The sequence below is a fragment of the Corynebacterium sp. CTNIH16 genome (assembly GCF_032821655.1).
GTDB classification, from domain to species: domain Bacteria; phylum Actinomycetota; class Actinomycetes; order Mycobacteriales; family Mycobacteriaceae; genus Corynebacterium; species Corynebacterium marquesiae.
Genome location: NZ_JAVBIG010000001.1, coordinates 339,224 through 361,344, shown reverse-complemented (window position 1 = coordinate 361,344; position 22,121 = coordinate 339,224). Strand labels below are relative to the sequence as shown.

General features: G+C 59.8%; 22 protein-coding genes. 11 read left to right on the top strand and 11 right to left on the bottom strand.

The features are described 5' to 3' along the window. The 5 genes from RAE04_RS01735 to RAE04_RS01715 all read left to right on the top strand — a co-directional run bounded on the left by RAE04_RS01735 (window position 1) and on the right by RAE04_RS01715 (window position 5,056). Window positions 1-3,072: a bifunctional [glutamine synthetase] adenylyltransferase/[glutamine synthetase]-adenylyl-L-tyrosine phosphorylase gene (locus RAE04_RS01735; protein ID WP_317026217.1), complete on the top strand. Its 3,072-nt coding sequence runs from the start codon at window positions 1-3 to the stop codon at window positions 3,070-3,072. Window positions 3,073-3,169: 97 nt separating this feature from the next. Next, window positions 3,170-3,514, top strand: coding sequence for a hypothetical protein (locus RAE04_RS01730; RefSeq protein WP_317026216.1), 345 nt, complete (start codon window positions 3,170-3,172; stop codon window positions 3,512-3,514). A gap of 10 nt (window positions 3,515-3,524) precedes the next feature. After that, window positions 3,525-3,974 (top strand): hypothetical protein, encoded by a 450-nt coding sequence (locus RAE04_RS01725; RefSeq protein ID WP_239273538.1) that lies wholly within the window; start codon window positions 3,525-3,527, stop codon window positions 3,972-3,974. Window positions 3,975-4,119: 145 nt separating this feature from the next. Further along, complete coding sequence (locus tag RAE04_RS01720) at window positions 4,120-4,338, top strand: hypothetical protein (protein WP_239273539.1); 219 nt, start codon at window positions 4,120-4,122, stop codon at window positions 4,336-4,338. Between the two features lie 10 nt (window positions 4,339-4,348). After that, window positions 4,349-5,056, top strand: coding sequence for an AAA family ATPase (locus RAE04_RS01715; protein WP_317026215.1), 708 nt, complete (start codon window positions 4,349-4,351; stop codon window positions 5,054-5,056). Between the two features lie 14 nt (window positions 5,057-5,070). Here the strand turns inward: RAE04_RS01715 and RAE04_RS01710 are convergent, their stop codons facing one another. After that, window positions 5,071-6,378, bottom strand: a complete 1,308-nt coding sequence (locus RAE04_RS01710) for an MFS transporter (RefSeq protein ID WP_317026214.1) — start codon at window positions 6,376-6,378, stop codon at window positions 5,071-5,073. 39 nt (window positions 6,379-6,417) lie between these two features. Between RAE04_RS01710 and thrC the strand changes: the two genes are divergently transcribed. Genes thrC through RAE04_RS01690 form a run of 4 tightly spaced genes read left to right on the top strand, consistent with a single transcriptional unit; the run spans window position 6,418 to window position 9,396 of the window. Beyond that, the gene (thrC, locus tag RAE04_RS01705; RefSeq protein ID WP_317026213.1) at window positions 6,418-7,860 is read left to right on the top strand and encodes a threonine synthase; all 1,443 of its coding nucleotides are present in this window, start codon (window positions 6,418-6,420) and stop codon (window positions 7,858-7,860) included. Window positions 7,861-7,863: 3 nt separating this feature from the next. After that, window positions 7,864-8,010 carry a hypothetical protein gene (locus RAE04_RS01700; RefSeq protein WP_317026212.1) on the top strand — a complete coding sequence of 49 codons (147 nt, stop codon included), beginning with the start codon at window positions 7,864-7,866 and terminating at the stop codon, window positions 8,008-8,010. Beyond that, window positions 7,988-8,821, top strand: coding sequence for a trypsin-like serine protease (locus RAE04_RS01695; protein ID WP_317026211.1), 834 nt, complete (start codon window positions 7,988-7,990; stop codon window positions 8,819-8,821). Before RAE04_RS01700 ends, RAE04_RS01695 begins: the two co-directional genes overlap by 23 nt. A gap of 29 nt (window positions 8,822-8,850) precedes the next feature. Continuing rightward, complete coding sequence (locus RAE04_RS01690; protein WP_198491733.1) at window positions 8,851-9,396, top strand: NUDIX hydrolase; 546 nt, start codon at window positions 8,851-8,853, stop codon at window positions 9,394-9,396. Between the two features lie 2 nt (window positions 9,397-9,398). Here RAE04_RS01690 and RAE04_RS01685 read toward each other — a convergent pair whose 3' ends face one another. From RAE04_RS01685 to RAE04_RS01675, 3 genes are read right to left on the bottom strand one after another with little or no spacing between them, the layout of a single operon-like run. Then, window positions 9,399-9,773 carry a hypothetical protein gene (locus RAE04_RS01685; protein WP_317026210.1) on the bottom strand — a complete coding sequence of 125 codons (375 nt, stop codon included), beginning with the start codon at window positions 9,771-9,773 and terminating at the stop codon, window positions 9,399-9,401. Beyond that, window positions 9,773-9,982, bottom strand: a complete 210-nt coding sequence (locus RAE04_RS01680; RefSeq protein WP_317026209.1) for a hypothetical protein — start codon at window positions 9,980-9,982, stop codon at window positions 9,773-9,775. Before RAE04_RS01680 ends, RAE04_RS01685 begins: the two co-directional genes overlap by 1 nt. Window positions 9,983-10,000: 18 nt before the next feature. After that, window positions 10,001-10,972, bottom strand: coding sequence for a TDT family transporter (locus tag RAE04_RS01675; RefSeq protein WP_317026208.1), 972 nt, complete (start codon window positions 10,970-10,972; stop codon window positions 10,001-10,003). Between the two features lie 339 nt (window positions 10,973-11,311). Between RAE04_RS01675 and RAE04_RS01670 the strand changes: the two genes are divergently transcribed. Then, window positions 11,312-12,217 carry a DUF3800 domain-containing protein gene (locus RAE04_RS01670; RefSeq protein WP_317026207.1) on the top strand — a complete coding sequence of 302 codons (906 nt, stop codon included), beginning with the start codon at window positions 11,312-11,314 and terminating at the stop codon, window positions 12,215-12,217. Between the two features lie 320 nt (window positions 12,218-12,537). Here the strand turns inward: RAE04_RS01670 and glnA are convergent, their stop codons facing one another. Further along, the gene (gene glnA, locus RAE04_RS01665; RefSeq protein WP_049377714.1) at window positions 12,538-13,971 is read right to left on the bottom strand and encodes a type I glutamate--ammonia ligase; all 1,434 of its coding nucleotides are present in this window, start codon (window positions 13,969-13,971) and stop codon (window positions 12,538-12,540) included. A 118-nt stretch (window positions 13,972-14,089) separates the two neighbouring features. On the opposite strand from glnA, the gene RAE04_RS01660 reads away from it, so the two are divergent. After that, window positions 14,090-14,563 carry an RDD family protein gene (locus RAE04_RS01660; protein WP_049377713.1) on the top strand — a complete coding sequence of 158 codons (474 nt, stop codon included), beginning with the start codon at window positions 14,090-14,092 and terminating at the stop codon, window positions 14,561-14,563. Between the two features lie 73 nt (window positions 14,564-14,636). On the opposite strand, the gene RAE04_RS01655 is transcribed toward RAE04_RS01660, so the two are convergent. The 6 genes from RAE04_RS01655 to gcvP all read right to left on the bottom strand — a co-directional run bounded on the left by RAE04_RS01655 (window position 14,637) and on the right by gcvP (window position 21,966). Then, window positions 14,637-15,422 carry a DUF4191 domain-containing protein gene (locus RAE04_RS01655; RefSeq protein ID WP_317026206.1) on the bottom strand — a complete coding sequence of 262 codons (786 nt, stop codon included), beginning with the start codon at window positions 15,420-15,422 and terminating at the stop codon, window positions 14,637-14,639. Between the two features lie 80 nt (window positions 15,423-15,502). After that, window positions 15,503-16,567, bottom strand: coding sequence for a lipoyl synthase (gene lipA / locus RAE04_RS01650; protein ID WP_005327094.1), 1,065 nt, complete (start codon window positions 16,565-16,567; stop codon window positions 15,503-15,505). A gap of 127 nt (window positions 16,568-16,694) precedes the next feature. After that, the gene (gene lipB / locus RAE04_RS01645; protein WP_317026205.1) at window positions 16,695-17,498 is read right to left on the bottom strand and encodes a lipoyl(octanoyl) transferase LipB; all 804 of its coding nucleotides are present in this window, start codon (window positions 17,496-17,498) and stop codon (window positions 16,695-16,697) included. Between the two features lie 80 nt (window positions 17,499-17,578). Continuing rightward, window positions 17,579-17,971, bottom strand: a complete 393-nt coding sequence (gcvH, locus tag RAE04_RS01640; protein ID WP_049377710.1) for a glycine cleavage system protein GcvH — start codon at window positions 17,969-17,971, stop codon at window positions 17,579-17,581. A 36-nt stretch (window positions 17,972-18,007) separates the two neighbouring features. Next, window positions 18,008-19,120: a glycine cleavage system aminomethyltransferase GcvT gene (gene gcvT / locus RAE04_RS01635; RefSeq protein WP_317026204.1), complete on the bottom strand. Its 1,113-nt coding sequence runs from the start codon at window positions 19,118-19,120 to the stop codon at window positions 18,008-18,010. A 2-nt stretch (window positions 19,121-19,122) separates the two neighbouring features. Beyond that, a complete protein-coding gene (gene gcvP / locus RAE04_RS01630; protein ID WP_317026203.1) occupies window positions 19,123-21,966 on the bottom strand; it encodes an aminomethyl-transferring glycine dehydrogenase in 2,844 nt (947 codons plus the stop codon). Between the last annotated feature and the right edge of the window lie 155 nt (window positions 21,967-22,121).

Below are 22,121 nucleotides of genomic sequence, written 5' to 3'. Positions count from 1 at the left end.
ATGCGTCCTGCTGCTGTGCCTTCACCGGCCACACTAGGTCTTACCCGCCCGCATGCTGCGCAAGATATTGAGCAGCTGGGGTGGAAGAATCCGGAATCAGCGGATCTGTTGTGGACCCTCGCTGCCGTGGGTGCCCCAGACCTGGCACTCAATAATCTGATCCGCATCTATGAACAAGCCCCAGAGCTCGATGATGCCGTGCGGTCCAATGAAACTTTGCGCGTGCGCCTCTTCGCACTCCTGGGGGCGTCCACCGCCTTTGGCGATCATCTCGCGGCGCACCCTGAACTGTGGCGAGAATTAGAAAAACCCCTTCCGCAGCCCGAAGAGATGCTACAAAGCTTGCTTGGCGCCGTCGATGCACAGCCTGCGGATTTTGCTCACGACGTGGACCGGCCCGATCCGGCGTGCGAGGACTTGAGCGCGGCGGGCACCTACCGCGCCGGCGAGGGGGAGCATAAGCAGGCGCTGCGCACGACCTACCGCACTTTGATGATGCGCATTGCCGCCTGCGATGTGGCGGGTACCTTCCATTCCCGCAAGGGCCAGACCAGGCTGCAGCCGGAGGTAGGATTCCGCCAGATTACGGCGCTGACCACCGCGCTTGCCGACGCCGCCTTAACCGCCTCCCTTGCCTGCGCCGTGCGCACCATCTACGGCGATGAACCCTTGGATGCACAGCTGGCAGTCATGGCGATGGGCAAGTGTGGCGCAGGCGAGCTGAACTATATCTCCGATGTGGACGTCATCTTCGTCGGCAGCGAGGCAACCCCTAGGGCCACGCGGCTAGCGGCGGAGTTTAATCGCATTGGAACCACCACCTTTTTCGAGGTGGATGCGAACCTGCGCCCCGAGGGAAAGTCGGGCGCATTGGTGCGCACTTTGGAATCCCACGTGACCTACTACAAGCGTTGGGCGGAGACGTGGGAATTCCAGGCGCTCCTTAAAGCGCGCGCTATGACGGGCTACCTCCCGCTAGGCCAGGACTATTTGGACCAGATCCGCCCGATGGTGTGGACGGCGTCGCAACGCGAATCCTTCGTGGAGGATGTACAGGCCATGCGCCGCCGCGTGCTGGCCAATGTTCCTGATGACCTTAAACATCGCGAGCTGAAGCTAGGCGTGGGCGGTCTGCGCGATATCGAATTTGCTGTCCAGCTCTTGCAATTGGTGCACGGGCGCTCCGATGAGACGCTGCGCGCACTTTCCACGGTGGAGGCGCTGGAGGCGCTGATTTCAGCGGGGTACGTCGGCCGAGAGGATGGCACCCAGCTCATTGAAGCCTATGAGTTCCTGCGCTTGCTTGAGCACCGCCTGCAATTGGAGCGCTTTCGCCGCACGCACACGCTGCCGGAAAAGGACGACGAAGAGGGGATGAAGTGGCTGGCGCGCATCGCCGGCTTTTATCCGCAGGGCACCAAGTCGGCGGCCGAGCGCATGCTGTCGCACCTGCGCCGGATCCGCCTGCGGATCTCCGAGCTGCACTCGCGCCTGTTTTACCGGCCGCTGCTCAATTCCGTGGTCACCATGTCCGCCGATGAGCTCAAGCTTTCACCGGAGGCCGCCAAGCTGCAGCTGGCCGCGTTGGGCTATAACCACCCCGACCGCGCATTCGAGCACCTGACCTCCTTGGCGGCAGGAACCTCGCGCAAGGCACGCATCCAGGCGATTTTGCTGCCAACCTTGATGGAATGGCTGGCTGATACCGCAGACCCCGATATGGGCCTGTTGAACTATCGCAAGCTCTCGGAGGCCGCGAACGATAGGTCGTGGTTCTTGCGCATGCTGCGCGATGAAGGAATTGTGGGCCAGCGGCTCATGCACATTCTAGGTACCTCGCCGTTTACCTCTGATCTGATTATTAGCGCCCCAGATTCGGTCAAGCAGCTTTCCGACGGCGCCACTGGCCCCAAATTGCTAGAAACCAAGCCCGAACAGGTTTCCAAGGCGCTGGTCAATTCCAGCAAGCGCCACGCCGACCCGGATAAAGCGGTGGCGGTGGCGCGCTCGTTGCGCCGAGTGGAGCTGGCCCGCATCGCCAGTGCGGATTTGCTGGGCTTCATGCCGGTCAAGCAGGTGTGTCACGAGCTATCCACAATTTGGGATGCCGTTCTTGAGGCTGCACTTCGCGCCGAGGTGCGCGCGTGGCGCCTGGCCAACGAGGACGCAGAGCCACCAGCGCGCATTGCCGTTATTGGCATGGGTCGCTTGGGAGGCATGGAGCTGGGATTTGGCTCAGATGCGGATGTGCTCGTCGTAGCAGAACCTAGCGAACCGGCCGATGACTCTGGTGCGGAAGGGGAGGCCGTGAAGTGGGCCATCGGGATCGTCGATAAGCTTCGGCGCCGCCTGTCTAAGCCTTCGGGCGATCCACCACTGGACGTCGACCTGGGCCTGCGCCCAGAGGGCCGCTCCGGTGCGGTGGCACGCACCATCTCCTCCTATGAGCGTTACTACCGCGAGTGGGGCGAGTCTTGGGAGCTGCAGGCTTTGTTGCGCGCGGCCTTCGTGGCTGGCGATAGGGCAGTAGGCGAGCGTTTTATGTCCATGGTCGATAGCTTCCGCTACCCAGAAGGCGGCGCGAGCGCCTCGACCATTCGCGATATCCGGCGCATGAAGGCGCGCGTGGACAATGAGCGCCTCCCGCGCGGCGCGGACCGCAATACTCATACCAAGCTGGGGCGCGGTGCGCTCTCAGATATTGAATGGACCGTACAGCTCCTGACCATGATGCATGCCCACGAGTATGCCGAACTGCACGATCCGTCCACACTGCGCGTGCTCGACGCCTTGGAGGAAAACGCAATCCTCTCTGCCGAGCAGGCCTCGGACCTGCGCGAAGCCTGGCTTATGGCTACCGACGCCCGCAACGCCCTGGTGCTTGTCCGCGGCAAGCGCGTGGACCAGTTGCCCGGGCCCGGCCCGCAGCTGGCCCAGGTAGCCGGTGCCGCCGGCTGGCCGCCGGAGGAGAACCAAGAGTTTCTAGAGAGCTATCTGAAACTTACCCGCCATGCCCGAAAGGTTGTGGATGAGGTCTTTTGGGGCGAGGAGGAATCCTTCGAGCATTCGTAGAGTTGGCCTTGAAAGTCCTCGAAGTGCGCATTGTGGCCTTACTTTTTGCACTTTCGGGCTCTAAAGTGGGAGGAGAATAAGAAAGGACTAGCTAGTTATGTCTTTCAAATTGCAACTCGATGTGGGCACCGCCACGGTGGGCGAGTTATCCGCGCTGCTTTCCGCAGCGCGTGCCGCGGGCGTGCGCGACGGCGACGCCCTCCACCTTGATGGCACCACCTTGACCATCGAGGTCTCCACGCCGCGGGAGGAAAAGCCAGTGCCGCCGCGCCAGGAACCATCGCCCGATAGCTCCCGTCAGGCGCCTCGCTCGTGGGGGCGAGCCGACCGCATAGGGGAGGCCACCATCCGCTCCATCATTGATGCCCTCAATGATCGCGGCGAGAACCCCCGCGGCAATGACTACGGTTCCTTCGGCGGTGGCGCTGGTTACCATGGCTAAAATCAGCGGAGTGCATCGACATAAGCTCATCTACCTGTGGACCTTTGTAGCCGTGGCCGTCATCGTGGCCATTGCTGTCGGGGTGTGGGCCACCAATCGCGATAAGCCGCCTAAGGGGACGAGGACGGTGGGCGAGGCCGTGGCTGGTGGCGTGGTTCAGGAAGACATGCCCGCACAGGTTAATGGTGCTATCAAAGGCGATGATTCCACCGACGCCAACCGCGTGACCTCCCTAGCTAAGGCGCTGGGCATTCCGCTCAATTCCGTCCCGCGCGATATTACCCAGACGGAAAACGGCAAGTCCGATGTGCGCGTCTACCTTGAGCGTGAGCTCAGCAGCGCGGTGGAGGCCGGAGACATCAGCGAATCCGATGAAGAGGCAGTCCTCGTAGCTTTTGAACGGGGACTTGTGATGCCGGCCAGCGATGGCATCGTGGCTGAAAGTTACCCGGCAAACTAGCCCTTTATTTCCTCGCGAACTGGGGGCAAAAATTCAGGCAACCCGCAGCCGAGCGGCATGGCCTTGGCAGCGATTCTCCCTAAGCTAAAACATCACAAATCGGTAACGGGCAAGGTGCTCGGTGCCGAAGCTTCTGGAGGAGACTATGACTTTCAAGACCACGCTGTCGACCGCGGTGGGAGTGCTTGCCGCTATCGCCATCCCTATCACCGGCGGGATAGGGGTGGCCTATGCCGTTAATACCGTGCCGGCCGATACCATCGCCCAATCGGTTCCGTCCGGCGACTTGGGGGACCACCTGAAAGACTTTGGTGCGGCGGCAGCGCAGGAAGACGCGCTGCACGTACTCGATGAACTGAATTAACCTAGGGCCCATGCTGGTTGATGCCCTAAGCCTGAAATTCAAGCCTGATGACTACCGCGCCGAGCTGCCTGTCTTTGACTATTTGGAGGATTTAGGCAGCTTCAAGCTGCGGAGTCCAGTAACTGTTTTCGTAGGTGAAAACGGCATTGGCAAATCGAGCTTGCTCGCGGGCCTAGCTAGTGACTTGGCTTGTTCTCCCTCGGGCGGCCGCATGGGTGACCCAGATGAAATCGTTCCTCGCAGCCCCATCCGCTGCGATACTGAGGAAGTAATCCACCGCGCCTATTTCCTGCGCGCCGAAAAGCACGAGTACTTGATTGAGCGTGGGGATTCAGCGGCCGAACGGGGCGGACGTTCGACTCTTTCTCAGAACGTGGATTTGTCCCGCCGATCGCACGGGCAATCCGTCTTTGACCTGCTCTATGAGCACATCAATGGCCAAGGCGTCTACATCCTTGATGAGCCAGAATCTGGGCTGTCCGTTATCCGGCAACTGGCCCTCGTAGGGGAAATTGCCCAAGCAGTTGACCGCGGCGCACAGGTCATTATTGCCACGCACTCACCGATTCTTCTGGCCTGCCCTGGTGCGGACATTGTGGAGCTCAACGATACTGGCTTTGAACGCATCGCCTTCGACGAAGCGGAAGCCGTGGCGGCGACCCGGGAGCTTTTGGCGGACCCTGAGGGAACCATTCGCTTTATCCTCAACCCGGAGTAATCAACCGACGGTTTCTAGGAAACCTCCACGATGGTGACAGAAGGCCCGTCTTCGCCCGCGCGTCGGCGAAGGAAGTGGGTGATGACCACACCAATCATGCCTACTACCCAGACGGCTAGCACCGCAGCCGCGGCGGCAGTGAAATCCGGCATAGAATAATTGGGGGCGTCGGAGGAGTGGTCCAACACCATGCCGAAAAGCTGCGCGCCCAACATGCCAGAGGTAAAACCGCCCATATTTCCCAAGCCCGTAGCTGTGGCCACCACAGAGCGGTCCATGCGCTCACGCACGATATCGAAGCCGTAGTTAGCCGTCGGTGTGCACAGCGCGGTAATAAAGGACACCACCAAGATTGCCGGCAGCCCGCTGTCAGTTCCAAAAGCAAAGAATACGAGCCAAGTCAGCACGTGAACAGCCACAAATCCGAGGCTAAGCCACGGTCGAACATGCTGCGCGCGAGATGAAATTTTGCCGTGCAGGGGGCCGACGAAGACCAAGAATACCGCCAGCAAGGTAAGTACCAGGCTGGACTTGGCCTTGGACATCTCCATGCCCTGGGTCATCATGGGCATACCCCAGAGCATGACAAAGACGATGAGCGGGAGCATGCCGATGTAGTGGATGAAGTAAGCCTGCCAGGCCACCGGGGAGCGGAATACCGTTTTCAAGCGGGCCGGGATGCTGGTGGCCTGCGAGTTGGGTGGTTCCTTCTCCGTGGGAATAATCCCCAACTTCTCTGGTGAGTCTGCCACCGCCACGATAGCGGCGATGGCTACCAAGATTCCTACCGCGCCAAGGGTAACGAAGGCGGCGGTCCATCCAGCCGCGCCCAATAGCCACAAGAAAGGAACGGCAGAGATGAACTGGCCCATTTGTCCTAGCGATGACGTCACCTGAGTGAACATGGGGGTGCGGTGCAGTGGGAACCAATAGGGCAGGATGCGCATCACGGAGAGAAATGCCGTGGCATCGCCCGCGCCGATGAGCACGCGCGCGGCAATGGCTACGCCATAGCTGGTGGTAAAACCCAGGACGACCTGGCCAATGCCCATAATGACGGCGCCGACCACGAGGAGTAAGCGCGGACCGAACTTATCGATCAAGATGCCGGTGGGAATTTGGGCTAGGGCATATACACCTAGCTGCACGGAGGTAAAAACCGCGATGCGGCCGGCATCGACATCGAAGCGCTCAATGGCATCTAAACCGGCCACACCAAAAGAGGTACGGCCGGTAATCGCTACGAGGTAGACCGCCATGGCGGCCACCCAAATGCTTAAAGCCTGAGTGGTAATGACTTCTCTAGGATTCGGCTGCGACATGGCTGATACCTTACGCCTTAACTACTAAGATTCTTTTGTGTGAAGTATATTTCGACCCGCGATACCGCTCGTCAGCCCGCATCTTTTACGGATATTCTCCTTGGCGGGCTTGCCCCCGATGGAGGTTTGTATCTGCCAGAGAGCTACCCACAACTGGATCCCGCCACTTTAAATTCATGGCGCACGTTGCTTGCGGATAAGGGCTACGCGGCACTCGCGGCCGAGGTACTTAAGCTTTTCATTGACGATATTCCGGCGCAAGACATCGAGGACATCGCCGCGCGCGCCTACACCAGCCCCAAGTTCGCCGATCCTGAGATTGTGCCCGTAACGGAGCTAGGGGAGGGCCTTTTCATCGGACACCTTTCTGAAGGGCCCACCGCCGCTTTTAAAGATATGGCCATGCAGCTTTTGGGTGAGCTATTTGAATATGAGCTTGCTCGCCGCGGCGAGACCCTCAATATTTTGGGCGCCACCTCAGGCGATACAGGGTCCTCTGCAGAGTATGCGATGCGCGGGCGCCACGGCATTCGCGTCTTTATGCTCACCCCAGCCGGCCGGATGACGGCCTTCCAGCAGGCACAGATGTTTGGGCTGGATGACCCGAATATCTTCAACATCGCCCTCGATGGCGTATTCGATGATTGCCAGGATGTGGTCAAGGCGGTATCGGGAGATGCTGATTTTAAGGCTGCATACCGCATTGGCGCGGTCAATTCCATTAACTGGGCACGGTTGATGGCCCAGGTGGTCTACTACATTTCCTGCTGGCTCAAGGTCACCGAAAATGCCGATCAGAAGGTTTCCTTTAGCGTTCCTACCGGTAACTTTGGCGATATTTGTGCCGGCCACATCGCTCGCCAGATGGGTCTTCCCATTGATCGTCTTATCGTGGCTACCAATGAGAATGATGTGCTGGATGAGTTCTTCCGTACCGGAAACTACCGGCCGCGACCAGCCGCAGAGACCATGGCTACCTCTTCGCCGTCCATGGATATCTCGCGCGCCTCGAATTTTGAGCGCTTTGCGTTCGACTTGCTCGGCCGCGATGCAGCCGAGACCGCGGATCTTTTCGGCACCAAGGTGAAAGAGGGCGGTTTTAGCCTCGACCACGACAAGATTGCCGCTGCCCGCGAGGACTATGGTTTCCTGTCTGGTTCCTCCAGCCATGCCGATCGCCTAGCCACCATCAAGGATGTGCACGAGCGCTTTGATTACCTGGCGGATCCGCACACGGCCGACGGCATCAAGGTGGCTCGCGGCGCACAGCGCGAGGGCGTAAAAACGCCCATCGTGTGTCTGGAGACCGCGCTGCCGGTGAAGTTTGCCGAGACCATCACGGAGGCCATCGGCTCTGCCCCTGAGCCGCCCGAGCGCTTTGCCGGCGTCCTCGATACTGAGCGGCACGTCAAGGACTTGCTTAATGATGCCGCGGCGGTCAAGGATTACATCACCACGTCGATTCAGAAAACGGAGGTTTAGACCATGGCCCTAGAAAATTTTGCCGGCCCGGAACACTACACCGAGTTTGATCCGGAAAAGTTCATCCGCGATCTCAAAGCCCAGGCGGAGATGGATGCGGAAGAAAATAATAAGGACAACGCCGGGGATGCGGACGCGGAGAGCAACTAGCGTCTTTGTAGCGTGCACAGCCGCGTTCCTTGCGGCCTGCAGCCCGGTACGGGGTGGGGAAGAACCAAGTTTCTCCGCCCTGTCTTATAAAAACCTCATTCCCAATGAGTCCTATTCCCCGGCCACGGCGCCGCTCGCGCCGGGCACCGCCTTGGACCTCTCCGGCGATGAACCGCGGCCGGGCGCCTATTTCAACTACCAGTCGTGTACCGCGGCATGGTCATTTACGCTTGCCGACGCCCGCACGATCGCCGTCACCGCTTCCCATTGCGGCAAACCCGGCGATAAGGTCTGGGCCGGAACCGCCGACGGCAACTTTAGCTACCCCGCCGAACCTATCGGCGAGGTCATCTACTCTGATTTCTATTCCGAAGACAGCCACGACCTCGATGTTGCCTTTATCGAGATCACCGGCAGCGCTGAGTATTATGTCCCCGGGGCGGTAGACAATAGCGTCGCCACCTCCCTGGCTCACCTGCCACATCAGGTGTGCAAGCTTGGCCGCGTGACCGATGAGACGTGCGGCACGCTTTCCCATGATGCAGAGATGGCGCAGCTGAACTCGGAGGGACTCCAGCGGGATTCGCTCGCCGCTAGGGCGCGCGTATGCAGTACCAATGGTGACTCCGGTGGTCCGGTGTACGGCGAAGTAGAAGGAAAGCAAACCATCGTGGGTGTGGTCTCGGGAACGACGCAACGCCTCGAAGAAGGCCACACCTGCCAAACCACGCCGACGGACATGGAGCTGTCTTTCACGTTGGCCACCGATATTCAGCTTCTAGCTAAAGAGGTCTTGGGACCCGTGGTCTAAGTGCGCCGCACTGGTCTACGCTAGGTGGCATGCCGACTCCAGATTTTATTATTCAGCTGCGCGAAAAGATTGGCCACGAGCAGATCTTCGTGCCGGCCTGCAGCGCCATCATCATCCGTGATGTTCCGGCAGACGCCGCGCTTTGGGAAGTCCCCTCCGTGCTCCTAGTAAAGCGTTCCGATAACGGTACATGGACCCCGGTGGAAGGAATCTGCGAGCCAGGCGAGGAGATCACCACCACCGCGCTGCGAGAAGTCAAAGAGGAAGTGGGGCTCGACGCCAAGGTGGAAGCCCTTTTGGGCGTGGGGCAGTCCGGACCAGTGACCTACCCCAACGGTGATGAGTGCACCTTTATGGGAACGGCGCTGCGCGTATCAGTAGCGGATGGCGCAGAGCCGGTCATCAGCGATGAAGAAAATACCGAGGCTGGGTGGTTCTCCGTGGCGAAGCTTCCCGAAAGCGTTTCGCGCCGCCACCGCCTCATGATTGCCGACGCCGTAGCGCAGATGAAACATCCCCGCGGTTTTGCCCCGCGCATGGGCTGGATGAAGCGCAGCGAGCAACCGGGACTGTAGGGCTAGTCTTCTGCGGCGTCGGCAAGCAGCCCGCCCAATTGCTGTGGGGTCTCGGCAGCGATGAGCTCTTGTACAATGCCAGCGCGCGCATCGGCAATGTTGTCGTTGTCGCCGCAGGAAATCACGGTATCGCTGGTAGTGACCAAGAGCTTGCCGCGCCGGGCTAGGTCATAAAAGAGCGGGCAGTCTTGCACGCCCCAGCGCCAGGCAGTGGCGTAGAAGTCCCGCGCGCCTGAGCCAAGCCACGACGTCTCCAAGAGCAGGTGGCCGCGGCGCAGGAATATGCCGTCTCGCTGCAGGCCGGCGAGTACGTCTCTCACCGCAGCCAGGTTGGCGCGATCCCAAGCGATGAAGGTGATAGGGGAGCTATTATGCATCAGCGGCGCCGGCGACGATTGCCATCTGCGCGGCCACCGGAATAGGCGCGCACGGAATTCTCGCCGCCCTCGGGGCCCAAGTCATCTATGCCCCAGGAATCTTCCGCATAGATTGCGTATTCCCTGCTCCAGTGCTCGCGCCGCGGTCGCGCTTCACGCGTGCGGCGGCGTGTGCGGCGCTTGCCTCGTTCAAAGCTAACGTCTCGCATAGTGGCTGCGCCTCCTTACTACCTTTCTGGACCCGTCTTAATGAGTGGTTCTTCAGGGCCGGTTTCCTTCTTTCCCTCCCACACCCAGCTGAGGAAGCGGGTGGAGCACAGCATCCAGTGGGCGGTGAGGAGGACGGGAATGGTGAGCGCAATGGCGTCGATAAGCTCGGAGCCATTGACCAATGCTAGCTGGTGGCCGCCCATGCTTACGGTTCCTGGCGGGAATGTGCAGGACCACCACGCCGGGGAGTACGGAACCCACCGTGCCACATTGGGATAGAACGTAAACATCGCGTAGATGGACAGCGGAATGGCGATAATAAGCGCCGTAACGCCGTAATAGATGGACACCGGGCCGGGGAAGAGAATCTGCATTGCCGTCGTGGACTGGCCCACTACACCTAGCGGGACCCATGCGGTGGCTGATTTCGCGCCGGTGAAATCCACCTTGCCGTGCCATGCGGCCCAGTACACGCGAGCGAAGGTGGGCACCGCCGTCACCAGGGACATGAAGAAAAATACCGTACCCATCACGTGGTAGAGCGGGCCGTAGTCATTAGCTAGCCAACCGGAAACGGAAGCTGAAATCATAGGGCCGACCAGCGGCAGGCCCCAGGTGAACTTCGGTTCGCCATCAAAGCGCGTGAGCTGGATAGCCCACGTGATAACCGTAACCGGGCCACCGATCCAAAAGCCCACTAGACGGAATGTAGGGATATCCGTCAAACCGGAAAGCGCGGCACCGAGCGCCAAGATTCCGATGAAAAACATCGACCACTCCGCCATAGTGGTGCGCTCAAAGCTAGGGTGGCGGTAGCGCAAGAAGCCCGCGGTGAGAACGACAAAGATGACGCACGCGATGGCGGCAAAAATGCCGGCCAGGATCATCATGCCTTCTTCCACGAGCAGGCGCGAAACGATGGAGGTGCCCATGAGGCTGCCTCCCCACGCGGGGCCAGGGGCTGGGAGTTGGCGGAATCTATCTGTCACACCCACATGTTAATTTCTTTCGGTCGGATTATCAGAATTTTGCTGTCGTTTTTGCTGGTGAGAACTCTCGCTAAGCGTGCCTATAGGGGCGGGGGTCAATCCCACGTGAATGTGTGTCTGGGGTCGCACTATGAAAGTGTTCGGGAGCCAAGCAGGCGATTTTTGGGTACCGCGGGTGGATTGGTCAAAGTTACAGGAAAGACCAATGAGGTGATAAACGCCGCTTTGAGTGCTAGTATCTAAGCGGTAAGCCAGAGTTGAGCGTAAGCAAGAATACTCAGGGCAACAACTCCGAAAGCCTGCGCTTGGCGTGGGCTTTTGTGCTATCGGGAGAATTGGGTGCTGCTAGCATATATCGATGAAATCGGACAGACTGGGGCATTTGTCCATCCTCGGCATAAGAGATTCTCCGACAGCCCCGCATTCGGGTATGGCGGGTTTCTGATACCCGAAGATAAAGCTCGGGATTTTGGTGCATATTTTGCTCATTCGAAGCAACAGTTGTGCAAGCATGAAATTCCGAAAGGAACTGATCCCAACCAATGGGAAAAGAAGGGATCAGATTTACTCTATGCATTGGTGTATGAGGAGCGACGGCAAAATCTGCGAGTACTCGGTTCATTAATTTCGAAGCTGAGGAATCTCGGAGGTCAACTCTTCTACTACGCGGAGGAAAAGCCACTGGGTACTCCCAAGGAAACGAACTGCGGACCAGATGAGTTTAAGGGGAGAGAAGAGTCTGCGATGCGCGAGTCTCTGAACCGGCTTGCGCGTGCGGCAGATGCGAACGATGAATCTGTACTTGTCTTGATGGACCAAATCAATGAAAAGTCGCGAAAGCAGCGTCTGCCAGCAATGTATGCACATATTCTCGGCCGTGCTTCATGGCATGAAGAGATGCGTAGAATTGTGGAGCCGCCGATGCATATCGATAGCCAGCTATCCGCAAATATTCAGTTTGCCGATTGGGTCTGCGCCATGATTAAACGCGCAATCGAATACCAGCTGGTGGAAGACTCGAGATACGCATGGATTGCCGAGGCTCGCGAACTACAAGCAGCATTCGGGGCTTTTACTCACGAATCAAAACTCCATTTATGGCAGCGCAGTATCGACGACCTTCATCACTCTGAGGTTTTAAATAGAGAGCGCCGAGTCATAGCACGGCCAGGTTCGTTGCTTCAAAAAGAGGAAAATCAAAGGATGCTTGAGCGGGTACGTATGGCTAGTCAGAAGAACGCCTAATCCGCTCGCATATTGAGCAATAGAGGCCAACAGCTGGTCTCGAATGAAACGATCGAGGTTGGTACTTTCTCGCGGCCAGCGCAGAGAATTAAGTAACTGCGAGGTTTAGCTGCTTCACAGAATGGGGGAGGCGATGAATACTTAGCGCTATTCAAATGGCCAAGTTCGTGGGCATCTTTCAGGTTGTAGCGCTGGTTGGTCTTCTCTCTATCCCGCGAAGATCCCGCAGTTTGCTTTGGCACCGACATAGTAGGAAATATTAAAGTCCCGTGGCCTGCGGTGATAAGGAAGCCACAGACCACGGGACCAAGACCTAAAAATCAGCAGTCGTAGTACATCTCAAACTCCTGCGGGGTAGGACGCAGGCGAACCGGGTTAATCTCGTTCTCGTACTTGTAGTTGATGTAGGTCTCGATGAGATCCTCGGTGAAGACATCGCCTTCGGTGAGGAAGTCCATGTCCTCCTGCAGGGCCTTGAGGGAAGCCTCGAGGGAGGTCGGTGCCTGTGGGATGGACTCAGCCTCTGCTGGCGGCAGCTCGTAGAGGTCCTTATCAACTGGAGCGTGCGGCTCAATGCGGTTCTTTACGCCGTCGATGCCGGCCATCATCATGGCGGCAAAGCCCAAGTACGGGTTGCCGGATGGATCCGGTGCGCGGAACTCGATGCGCTTGGCCTTCGGGTTGGAACCGGTAATCGGGATACGGATTGCGGCCGAGCGGTTGCGCTGGGAGTACACCAGGTTAATCGGGGCCTCGAAGCCCGGCACCAGGCGGTGGTAGGAGTTCAGCGTCGGGTTGGTGAACGCGAGAACTGCACCAGCGTGGTGGAGGACACCGCCGATGTAGTAGCGGGCGATATCGGAAAGGCCTGCGTAGCCAGCCTCGTCGTGGAAGAGAGGCTTGCCGTCCTTCCACAGGGACATGTGGGCGTGCATGCCAGAACCATTATCGCCGGCCAGCGGCTTGGGCATGAAAGTTGCGGTCTTGCCCCACTGTGCCGCAGTCTGCTTAATCACGTATTTGAAAGTCTGGATGTCATCGCCCGCGTGCAACATGGAGTTGAAGCGGTAGTTGATCTCATTCTGGCCGGCGCCGACCTCGTGGTGGAAGCGCTCGATTTGGAAGCCAACCTTTTGCAGGTTCTCTACCATGGCATCGCGCACCTCACCGTGCTTGTCATACGGCGCGGTGGGGAAGTAGCCGCCCTTCATGCGCGTCTTGTAGCCGGTGTTCGGGGTGCCGTCGAAGTTGGTTTCCTTATCGCGGTTCCACCAACCCTCATCGGAGTCCACCTCATAGAAACCGTGGTGGGCATCGGTGGCATAACGCACGGAGTCAAAGAGGTAGAACTCGGCCTCAGCGCCAAAGTTGCAAGTATCGGCAATGCCGGTGGACTGCAGGTACTCTTCCGCCTTGCGCGCGATGTTGCGCGGGTCGCGGGAGAAAGGCTCAAAGGTAAATGGGTCGTGGACGAAGAACTTGATATTCAGGGTCTTGGCCGTGCGGAACGGATCGATATGCGCGGTGGCTGGATCCGGCAGCAGGGTCATATCGGACTCATCGATGGTGGTGAATCCGCGGATTGAGGAGCCGTCGAAGGCAAGGCCATTTTCGGCATCTTCTACGGTGAACTCATCTGCTGGGATGGAAAAGTGGTGCTCGGTGCCTGGGACGTCCGTAAAGCGGATATCGACGAACTTTACGTCCTCGTCCTTAATGAATTGGACGATGTCCTGCACTGTCTCGAAAGACACGTTTGTCTCCTCGTTGTTGACCGGTGAATTGTCTCTCTATAGCCTACTAGGTTCTCACCGTGGGCATCGCGATTCCCCTCGTTTCACATCTCACTTTGTGCCCGCTAGATTGGTGAGCATGGCAGATAAGCGTACGTGGCTCGACGGGCCGAATATTCCGGGCGAATACGATGACATGGAAGGCCCCGGCCGCTGGCCGGGCGAAAAGCTCGGCCTTCCGGAGTCTGGGCCGGGGTCACTGGCCCCCGTTGGCCGCCGCGCCGGCGCCGTGGCCATTGACTGGATCGTGTGCATGCTCATTGCCAACCTGATCCACATGTTCACCACGGAACTTGGGGGCGTGGCTTTCTTGGGCTACGCCCTGTGGGTCATCATGGGCATCGTGTGTGGTTGGCTCTTTGCTCGCACCCCCGGCATGCTGCTGTTGGGTATGGGCGTGGCGCGACTCGATGTCCCCGGTGCCCGCGTGGGCCTTTGGCGCGCGGCGCTGCGCACAGTGCTCACAGGTGTGCTGTTCCCAGCGGCCATGGTTGATGCGGATGGACGCGGAATGCATGACCGCGCCACCGGTACCATCGTTATTCGCTCCTAAACAGCCTGCTTTCAAAGGCATAAGAAAATCCCTGCTACGCCGTAGACGGTGTAGCAGGGATTAGCTTTAGCGCTTATTTATTCTTCTTGCGCTGCTGGGCGCGGCGCATGCGGCGGTTCATGCCCGCCATGTTCTGCGCCTGGTGGGGCATCGGGCCCTTGGGCATACCCGGGGTGGTACCCGGCATGGAGTCCATGGCCTCGATGCGGCGGATGTTGTCGTAGGTTTCGTTCTTATTGAAGTTGCGTGGCAGCTTCATGACCTTATTGCGCAGCTTGGATACGGGAACCTCGTCCTCGCCGTTGCCCACGAAGATTTCGTAGATGGGAACGCCGCCGGCGATCTTGTCTACACGCTTCTTCAGCTGGTTCAAGGTGGGGCGGACACGGTTCTTATTGCCCTCGCACACGAAGATGACGCCGGCGTTGCCGATGACGCGGTGGATAAGATCCTGCTGGCGGGTAGCGGCCACACCGGTCTTTACGGACCACACGATACCCACCGTATTGCGCAGCTGCTGCTCCAGCGCCCAGCCGGCAGCGCCCGGTTGGTCCTCCACGCGCTTGTACATATCGCGCTCAAGGCGGCGGGTAAAGAGGAACATGGCGAGCAGCGCGCCGATGCCCAAGCCGAGGATGAGCATGAACCATTGGCCGCCAAAAAGCCGGCCAATGAGGAAGAAGAGCAAGCCCATGCCCAGGAAGGCACCCAGCATGATAGGGATAAGCGCTTTATCCTGCTTGCGCTGCATATTGAATGCTTGCCACATCTGGGACCAGGTTTGCTTACGCTGCTGGCGCTTGGCCGCGCGTTCTTGCTTCTTTGCAGCCTTTAGTGCTGCCTTGTCATCTTTCGCCATGGCTCCTACTTTAAAGGTCAACGGGCATAAATGTTAAAACGGCCCACGCGAAAACGCAGGCCGTTGTGAAAACGTTCGGTTTAGCGGATGGTGGCCGCCGCTGAATTCGCATTAGCCGGGGTCTTGGCCATGCGGGTGGTCACAGGAGTCTCTTCCGATGGGCCGTACTTCTCCAGCAGAGTGGAGGCCTCTTGGGCGGTGGCACCCTGGGAGGTCTCGGCAAGATGCTTGAGGTTTTCTGGAAGCTCGAAGCCGCGCTTTTCCATGGCCTGCACGTAGAGGCGGCCGGCGCGGTAGGACGAGCGCACCAGCGGGCCGGACATGACGCCGCCGAAGCCGAGCTCCTTGGCCAGTTTGGAGTGGGCGACGAATTCCTCTGGCCGCACCCAGCGCTCAATCGGGTGGAAGCGCGGGCCGGGGCGCAGGTACTGGGTGATGGTGATGATATCGCAGCCAGCAGAGCGCAGGTCACGCAATGCTTCCTCGACCTCATCCTCGGTCTCGCCCATGCCCAAAATCAGGTTGGACTTGGTAATCAGGCCATAGTCGTGGGCCTGGCGGATAACGTCCAAGGAGCGCTCGTAGCGGAAGGCCGGGCGGATGCGCTTAAAGATGCGCGGCACGGTTTCCAAGTTGTGGGCGAAGACCTCTGGCTTGGCTTCAAAGACCTCTTCCAAAAGGTCCGGCTTGCCGGAGAAATCCGGGGTGAGGTTTTCCACGCCGGTATGCGGGTTAAGCTCGTGAATCTTGCGCACCACCTCGGCATAGAGCCAAGCGCCCTCATCCGGGAGATCGTCGCGGGTAACGCCGGTAATGGTGGTGTAGTTAAGATCCATTTCCCGGATATTTTCGGCCACGCGGCGCGGCTCGTCGCGGTCTAATTCTTCCGGCTTTCCGGTGGCAATATCGCAGAAGTCGCAGCGGCGGGTGCACTTATCGCCACCGATAAGGAACGTAGCCTCGCGGGATTCCCAGCACTCGTGAATATTCGGGCAGCCTGCCTCTTGGCACACGGTGTGCAGGGAGGCGCCGGCCACACGGGATTTCATGTCCTCGTAGCCCGGGCCAGTGCGGACCTGGTTGCGGATCCAGCGTGGCTTTTGTTCGATGGGTGACTCCGCATTCTTCTTTTCAATGCGGAGCATCTTGCGTCCTTCAGGCTTTATAGTCACAAAAACTCACTTTATCGGTTGACGGTGGTGATGGCTAATAGCTCTTCTAGGTATAAGTCGCCGGGGTCACATCCTATTCCGCGCCAGCCCCGAACGAGGGCTAGTGCCGCGCTTGCCGACGCCTCTCCCGTGCCCTTTCATTCGCCAGCTTCGTGGGATCCGGGGCTGAGCCGAAGGTGTGGTCGGCAACGATGAGACGACCCGAGAGGGCGTCGTCCAGCGCTTCCAACAGCGGCTGCGTGGCGTCCTCGAGGCTGACCTGGTGGCCCAGTTCTAGGGACAGGGTGGTGACGTCGGCGTCGTCGATGCCACAGGCCACAATGTGGTCGTAATAGTCCAGCGTATTGCAGCAATTGAGCGCCAAGCCGTGCATGGTCACCCCGCGGGTAATGCGGATGCCGAGCGCGGCAATCTTGCGGTCGCGTTTCGGCGCGGATGGATCCTTGGCCTGCGTGGTGGAGGGGACCCAAACACCTGAGCGGCCGTCGATGCGCCCAGCGGTGGTCACTCCCATCTGTCGCACGGTCTGGATGGTGGCTTCCTCTAAGCGGCGGACATAGTCGACGACGTCGACAGGCTCGGCCAGTTTGATAATGGGGTAGATGACCAGCTGGCCCTCGCCATGCCAGGTGATGCGCCCGCCGCGGTCCACGGTGATAACGGGCAGGCCATTATCCGGCATATCCTCTGGCTGGGTGCGCTTGCCGGCGGTATAGACGTTCGGGTGCTCGACTACAAGCACCACGTCGCCTTGCTCGCCCTTGGCGCGGGCAGCTGCTATCTCGGCCTGGTAATCCCACGCCTCTTGGTAGTCCATCCGGCCCAAGAAACGGACCTCTAGTGGCTTATCGGAGGCGCGGATGGAGCGCTCGGCGGGGAAGAAAGGATCGCGTGGTGCAGTCATAGCCTCAAAGTTTCCTCTGGTGCGGTGGGCAAAGCAAAGCGGGAGGATGCGCATGGCACACCCTCCCGCATGGGGCCGAATTAGTCCAGGCCGTTAGCGGATGCGTAGGCGCCGGCATCCATGAGCTCGCCGGCCTCATCTACCTCGACCTCGAAGAGCCAGCCCTCACCAAACGGGTCGTTGTTGATGACCGCGTAGTCATCGTGCACGGCCTCGTTAACGGCCTTGACGGTGCCGGTGACAGGGGAGTAGAGGTCAGAGACGGACTTGGTGGACTCGACCTCGCCGCAGGACTCGCTGGCGGTGACGGTATCGCCTACCTCCGGTAGCTCGGCGAAGACAACCTCGCCCAGGCGATCGGCAGCGACGGAGGTAATGCCGATGCGCACGGTAGCGCCTGCGACGGCGTCAGCGGTGGCGTTGACCCACTCGTGGTCTTCGGAGTAGGAGAAATCTTGTGGAAGGGTAGCCATGGTGATGTAGTCCTTTCGGGCTGGTTGAGAAGATGTTTACTTGTCGCGCTTGTAGAACGGCAACGCGGTTACTTCAAAAGGATAGCGCTTGCCGCGAATATCTACCTCGACTTCGGCGCTAGGCTCGAGTTCGGCGCTGGTTTCCAGCAGCGCGATAGCCACTGGGTGCCCCAGGGTGGGGGAAGGCTGGCCGGAGGTGACGGTTCCGACCTTCTTGTCTCCCACGAATACTTCGGCTCCGGCGCGCGCGGCGCGGCGCTGCGTGGAGGTGAGGCCGGTGATCGCCACCTGTGGGCCTTCGGCGGCGCGCTGGCGGATGACCTCGGCGCCGACGAAATCGGCCTCCTTCTTGGCAAAGGCACGCGCCATGCCCGCCTCTACCGGGGTGATATCGCGAGAGAGCTCGTTGCCATAGAGCGGCATGCCGGCCTCGAGGCGCAGGGAATCGCGGGCGGCAAGGCCGCACGGCTTGAGGTCGTATTCCGCGCCGGCCTTGAGCAGTTCTTCCCACAGCTGCGGGGCATCGGAGTTATACACGATGAGCTCGAAGCCATCCTCACCGGTGTAGCCGGTGCGCGCGATAATGGCGAAGGTGCGCGCTACCTTGCCCATGGTGGCAGCGTAGTAGCCGAGGTTATATACCTCGTCCTGCTTATTGTCTTCTACTAGCGGCACGAGGATTTCTGCGGCCTTAGGGCCCTGGACGGCGATCATGGCGACGTCGCGGGACTCGTTCTTCAGGGAAACATCGAATCCCTCAGCGCGCTTATTGAGTTCGTCCCACACGGTATCGGCATTGCCGGCATTCGGCACGACGAGGAATTTGTCCTCTTCAAAGCGGTAGGTAATCAGGTCATCGATGATGCCGCCGTCTTCAGCGGCAATCATGGAGTACTTGGCCTTGCCCACCTTGAGTGGCTCAAAGTTGGAGATAAAGGCATAAGACAAGAACTTGTCGGCGTCGGTGCCGTTGACCCAGATCTCGCCCATGTGGGACAGATCAAAGAGGCCAGCGGTGCTGCGCACCGCGCGGTGCTCATCCAGCTCGTTCTGGTACTTCAAGGGCATGTTCCACGGGCCGAAGGCCGTGAAAGTGGCGCCGAGCTTCTCGTGCTCGGCATGAAGCGGGGAGGTAAGTAGTTCGGTCATGGTTACTCCTCAGAATCGTCGATGTCGAAAGCTTCTGGTGGTGGGCAGCTGCATACTAGGTTGCGGTCGCCGTAGGCCTCGTCGATGCGGCGCACCGGCGGGAAGTACTTGTAGCTGTGACGCAGGGATTTCACGGGCCACGCGGCCTTTTCGCGGCTGAAGGCGAACTCCCACGTATCGGAGCCGATGGACTCCGCGGTAAATGGTGCGTGGTGAATAACGGAGCCCTCGTAGGAAACCTCGCCGTCGATGATCTCTTGAATCTCGGCGCGAATGGTGCGCATTGCCTCGATGAAGCGGTCCAGTTCGCCCAAGTCTTCAGACTCGGTGGGCTCGACCATGAGGGTTCCGGCCACCGGGAAGGCAAGGGTAGGGGCGTGGAAACCAAAGTCCACGAGGCGCTTGGCTACGTCGGCGGCGGTGACCCCGGAGGCGTCAGTAAGCGCGCGCAGATCCAGGATGCACTCGTGTGCCACCAAGCCAGCGTTGCCGGTGTAAAGCACAGGGAAGGAATCTTCCAAGGACTTGGCCAGGTAATTCGCGCCCAAAATGGCGTGGGCGGAGGCTTGTGCCAGTCCTTGCGCACCGGTCATGGTGAGGTACGCCCAGGAAATCGGCAGCACACCCGCCGAGCCGTACTTGGTATTGGTAATCGGCACGCCCTGGCCTACTGGGGTAGCGGCGGTGGCATCCAGCTGCGGATCCGCGGCGTTGGTGGGCAGGAAGGGGATGAGGTGCTCGGCCACTGCGACCGGACCCACGCCTGGGCCGCCACCGCCATGCGGAATGGTAAAGGTCTTGTGCAGGTTGAGGTGGGACACATCGCCGCCGAACTGGCCTGGGCGGGCCCAGCCGGTCAGCGCGTTCATATTCGCACCGTCGATATAGACTTGTCCGCCCACCGCGTGGACCTTATCGCATACGTCGCGGACCTCCGGATCGAAGACACCGTGGGTGGACGGGTAGGTCACCATGATGCCGGCAATGTGGTTGCTGTGCTTGGCAATCTTGTCATCCAAATCCGCCAGGTCAATAGAGCCGTCCTCGGCGGTCTTCACCACTACAACGCGCAGGTTAGCCAGCGTTGCCGAGGCCGCATTGGTACCGTGCGCGGAGGCTGGGATGAGCACTACATCGCGCTCGTTATCGCCATTGGCTACGTGGTAGCGGCGGATGGCCAAAAGACCCGCCAGCTCGCCCTGGGAGCCGGCATTGGGCTGGATGGAGACCTTGGCGTAGCCGGTGACCTCGGCCAGCCACCCCTCAATCTCTTCTACCAGTGCGCGCCAACCGGCGGTCGTTTCCTCTGGCGCGTAGGGGTGGATGCCTGCAAACTCCGGCCAGGAGATGGGTTCCATGGCGGCGGTGGGGTTGAGCTTCATGGTGCAGGAGCCCAGCGGGATCATGGTGCGGTCGAGCGCCAAGTCCTTATCGGCTAGCTTTCGCAGGTAGCGCAGCATCTGGGTCTCGGAGTGGATGTGGTTGAAGATCTCGTGTTGGAGCGGCTCCTCGCCACGCTGCAGCTTGTCCGGCAGGGCAAAGTCGGCCTCAGTAGCATCGGCACCGAAGGCTTGGGCGAGCTTGGCGACGTCCCCCTTGGTCGCCGACTCACCAAAGGACACCGATACCTTATCCTCGCCGATGGTACGCACGAGGTAGCCCTCTTCTTGGAGGTCAGCCTTGATGGTGGCGGCGTCTATGCCGGAAACAGTAACGGTATCGAAGAAGTCCTCGGAGACTAGTTGCTGTCCCGCATCCTTGACGGACTGTGCAAAGGAGGAAGCGAGCGCGTGGACGCGCTGGGCAATGGCCTTGAGACCTTGCGGGCCGTGGTATACGGCGTACATGGAGGCGACGTTGGCCAGTAGCGCCTGCGCAGTACAGATATTGGAAGTAGCGCGTTCGCGGCGAATGTGCTGCTCGCGGGTCTGTAGTGCCAGGCGGTAAGCAGGGCGACCATCCGCGTCCTTGGACACGCCCACGATGCGGCCAGGCATCTGGCGCTTGAGCTTTTCCGTGACCGCCATGTAGGCAGCGTGCGGGCCGCCGAAGAAGAGCGGAACGCCAAAGCGCTGGGAAGAGCCGAGCACAATATCGGCGCCCAGCGAGCCAGGTGCCTCCAACAGGAGCAAAGAAAGTGGGTCGGTGGCCACGGTAGCCAGTGCGCCGCGGGTGTGTAGCTCCTCGATGATGGTGGAGGGGTCAAAGATATCGCCCTCGGTGCCGGTGTAGGCGATTACTGCGCCGATGAGATCCTCGCCCACGAGGCCTTCGCGCAGGTCCACGATTTCTACCTCGAGGTCAATCGCGCGGGCGCGCTCCGCGGCGACGGTAAGCACCTGCGGGTGCAGGCGAGAATCCAGCACCACGCGGCGCCCCTTCTTGACCGCGCGGGACATAAGCCCCACGGCTTCCGCGGTGGCGGAGGCCTCATCCAGCAAGGATGCATTCGCGATGGGCAGACCGGTCAGGGACTCAATCATGGTCTGGAAGTTCAACAGCGCTTCAAGACGACCCTGGGAGATCTCTGGCTGATACGGGGTATAGGCGGTGTACCATCCCGCATCTTCCAATAAACCGCGGCGGATGACCGCGGGGGTGAGGGTGTCAGAAAAGCCTTGTCCATAGAAGGACTTCAGCACGGTGTTCTGGTTGGCGTACTCCCGCAATGTAGCCTGCGCCTCATCTTCCGAGAGTGCCTCAGGAAGCTGAGGCAGTTCTGCGGCGCGGATCTTTGACGGAATGGCGGCATCGACCAGCGCGTCCACGCTGTCGTAGCCTACCTTCGCAAGCATGGTGGCCTGCTCCGCAGAATCCGGCCCTAGGTGGCGGGAGATGAATTCCATGTCAGTGAGACTCCTTAATAGGGGGACAGTGGCTGTAACCGCCCCAATTATATGTTTAACAATGGGTGAACCGATCCCCCTTTGGAAACTTTTATGCAGCGCGTCACTGTATAGGGCGGCGCCTAGTGCGCTCACCATGGGCTTAGGGGCAGAGC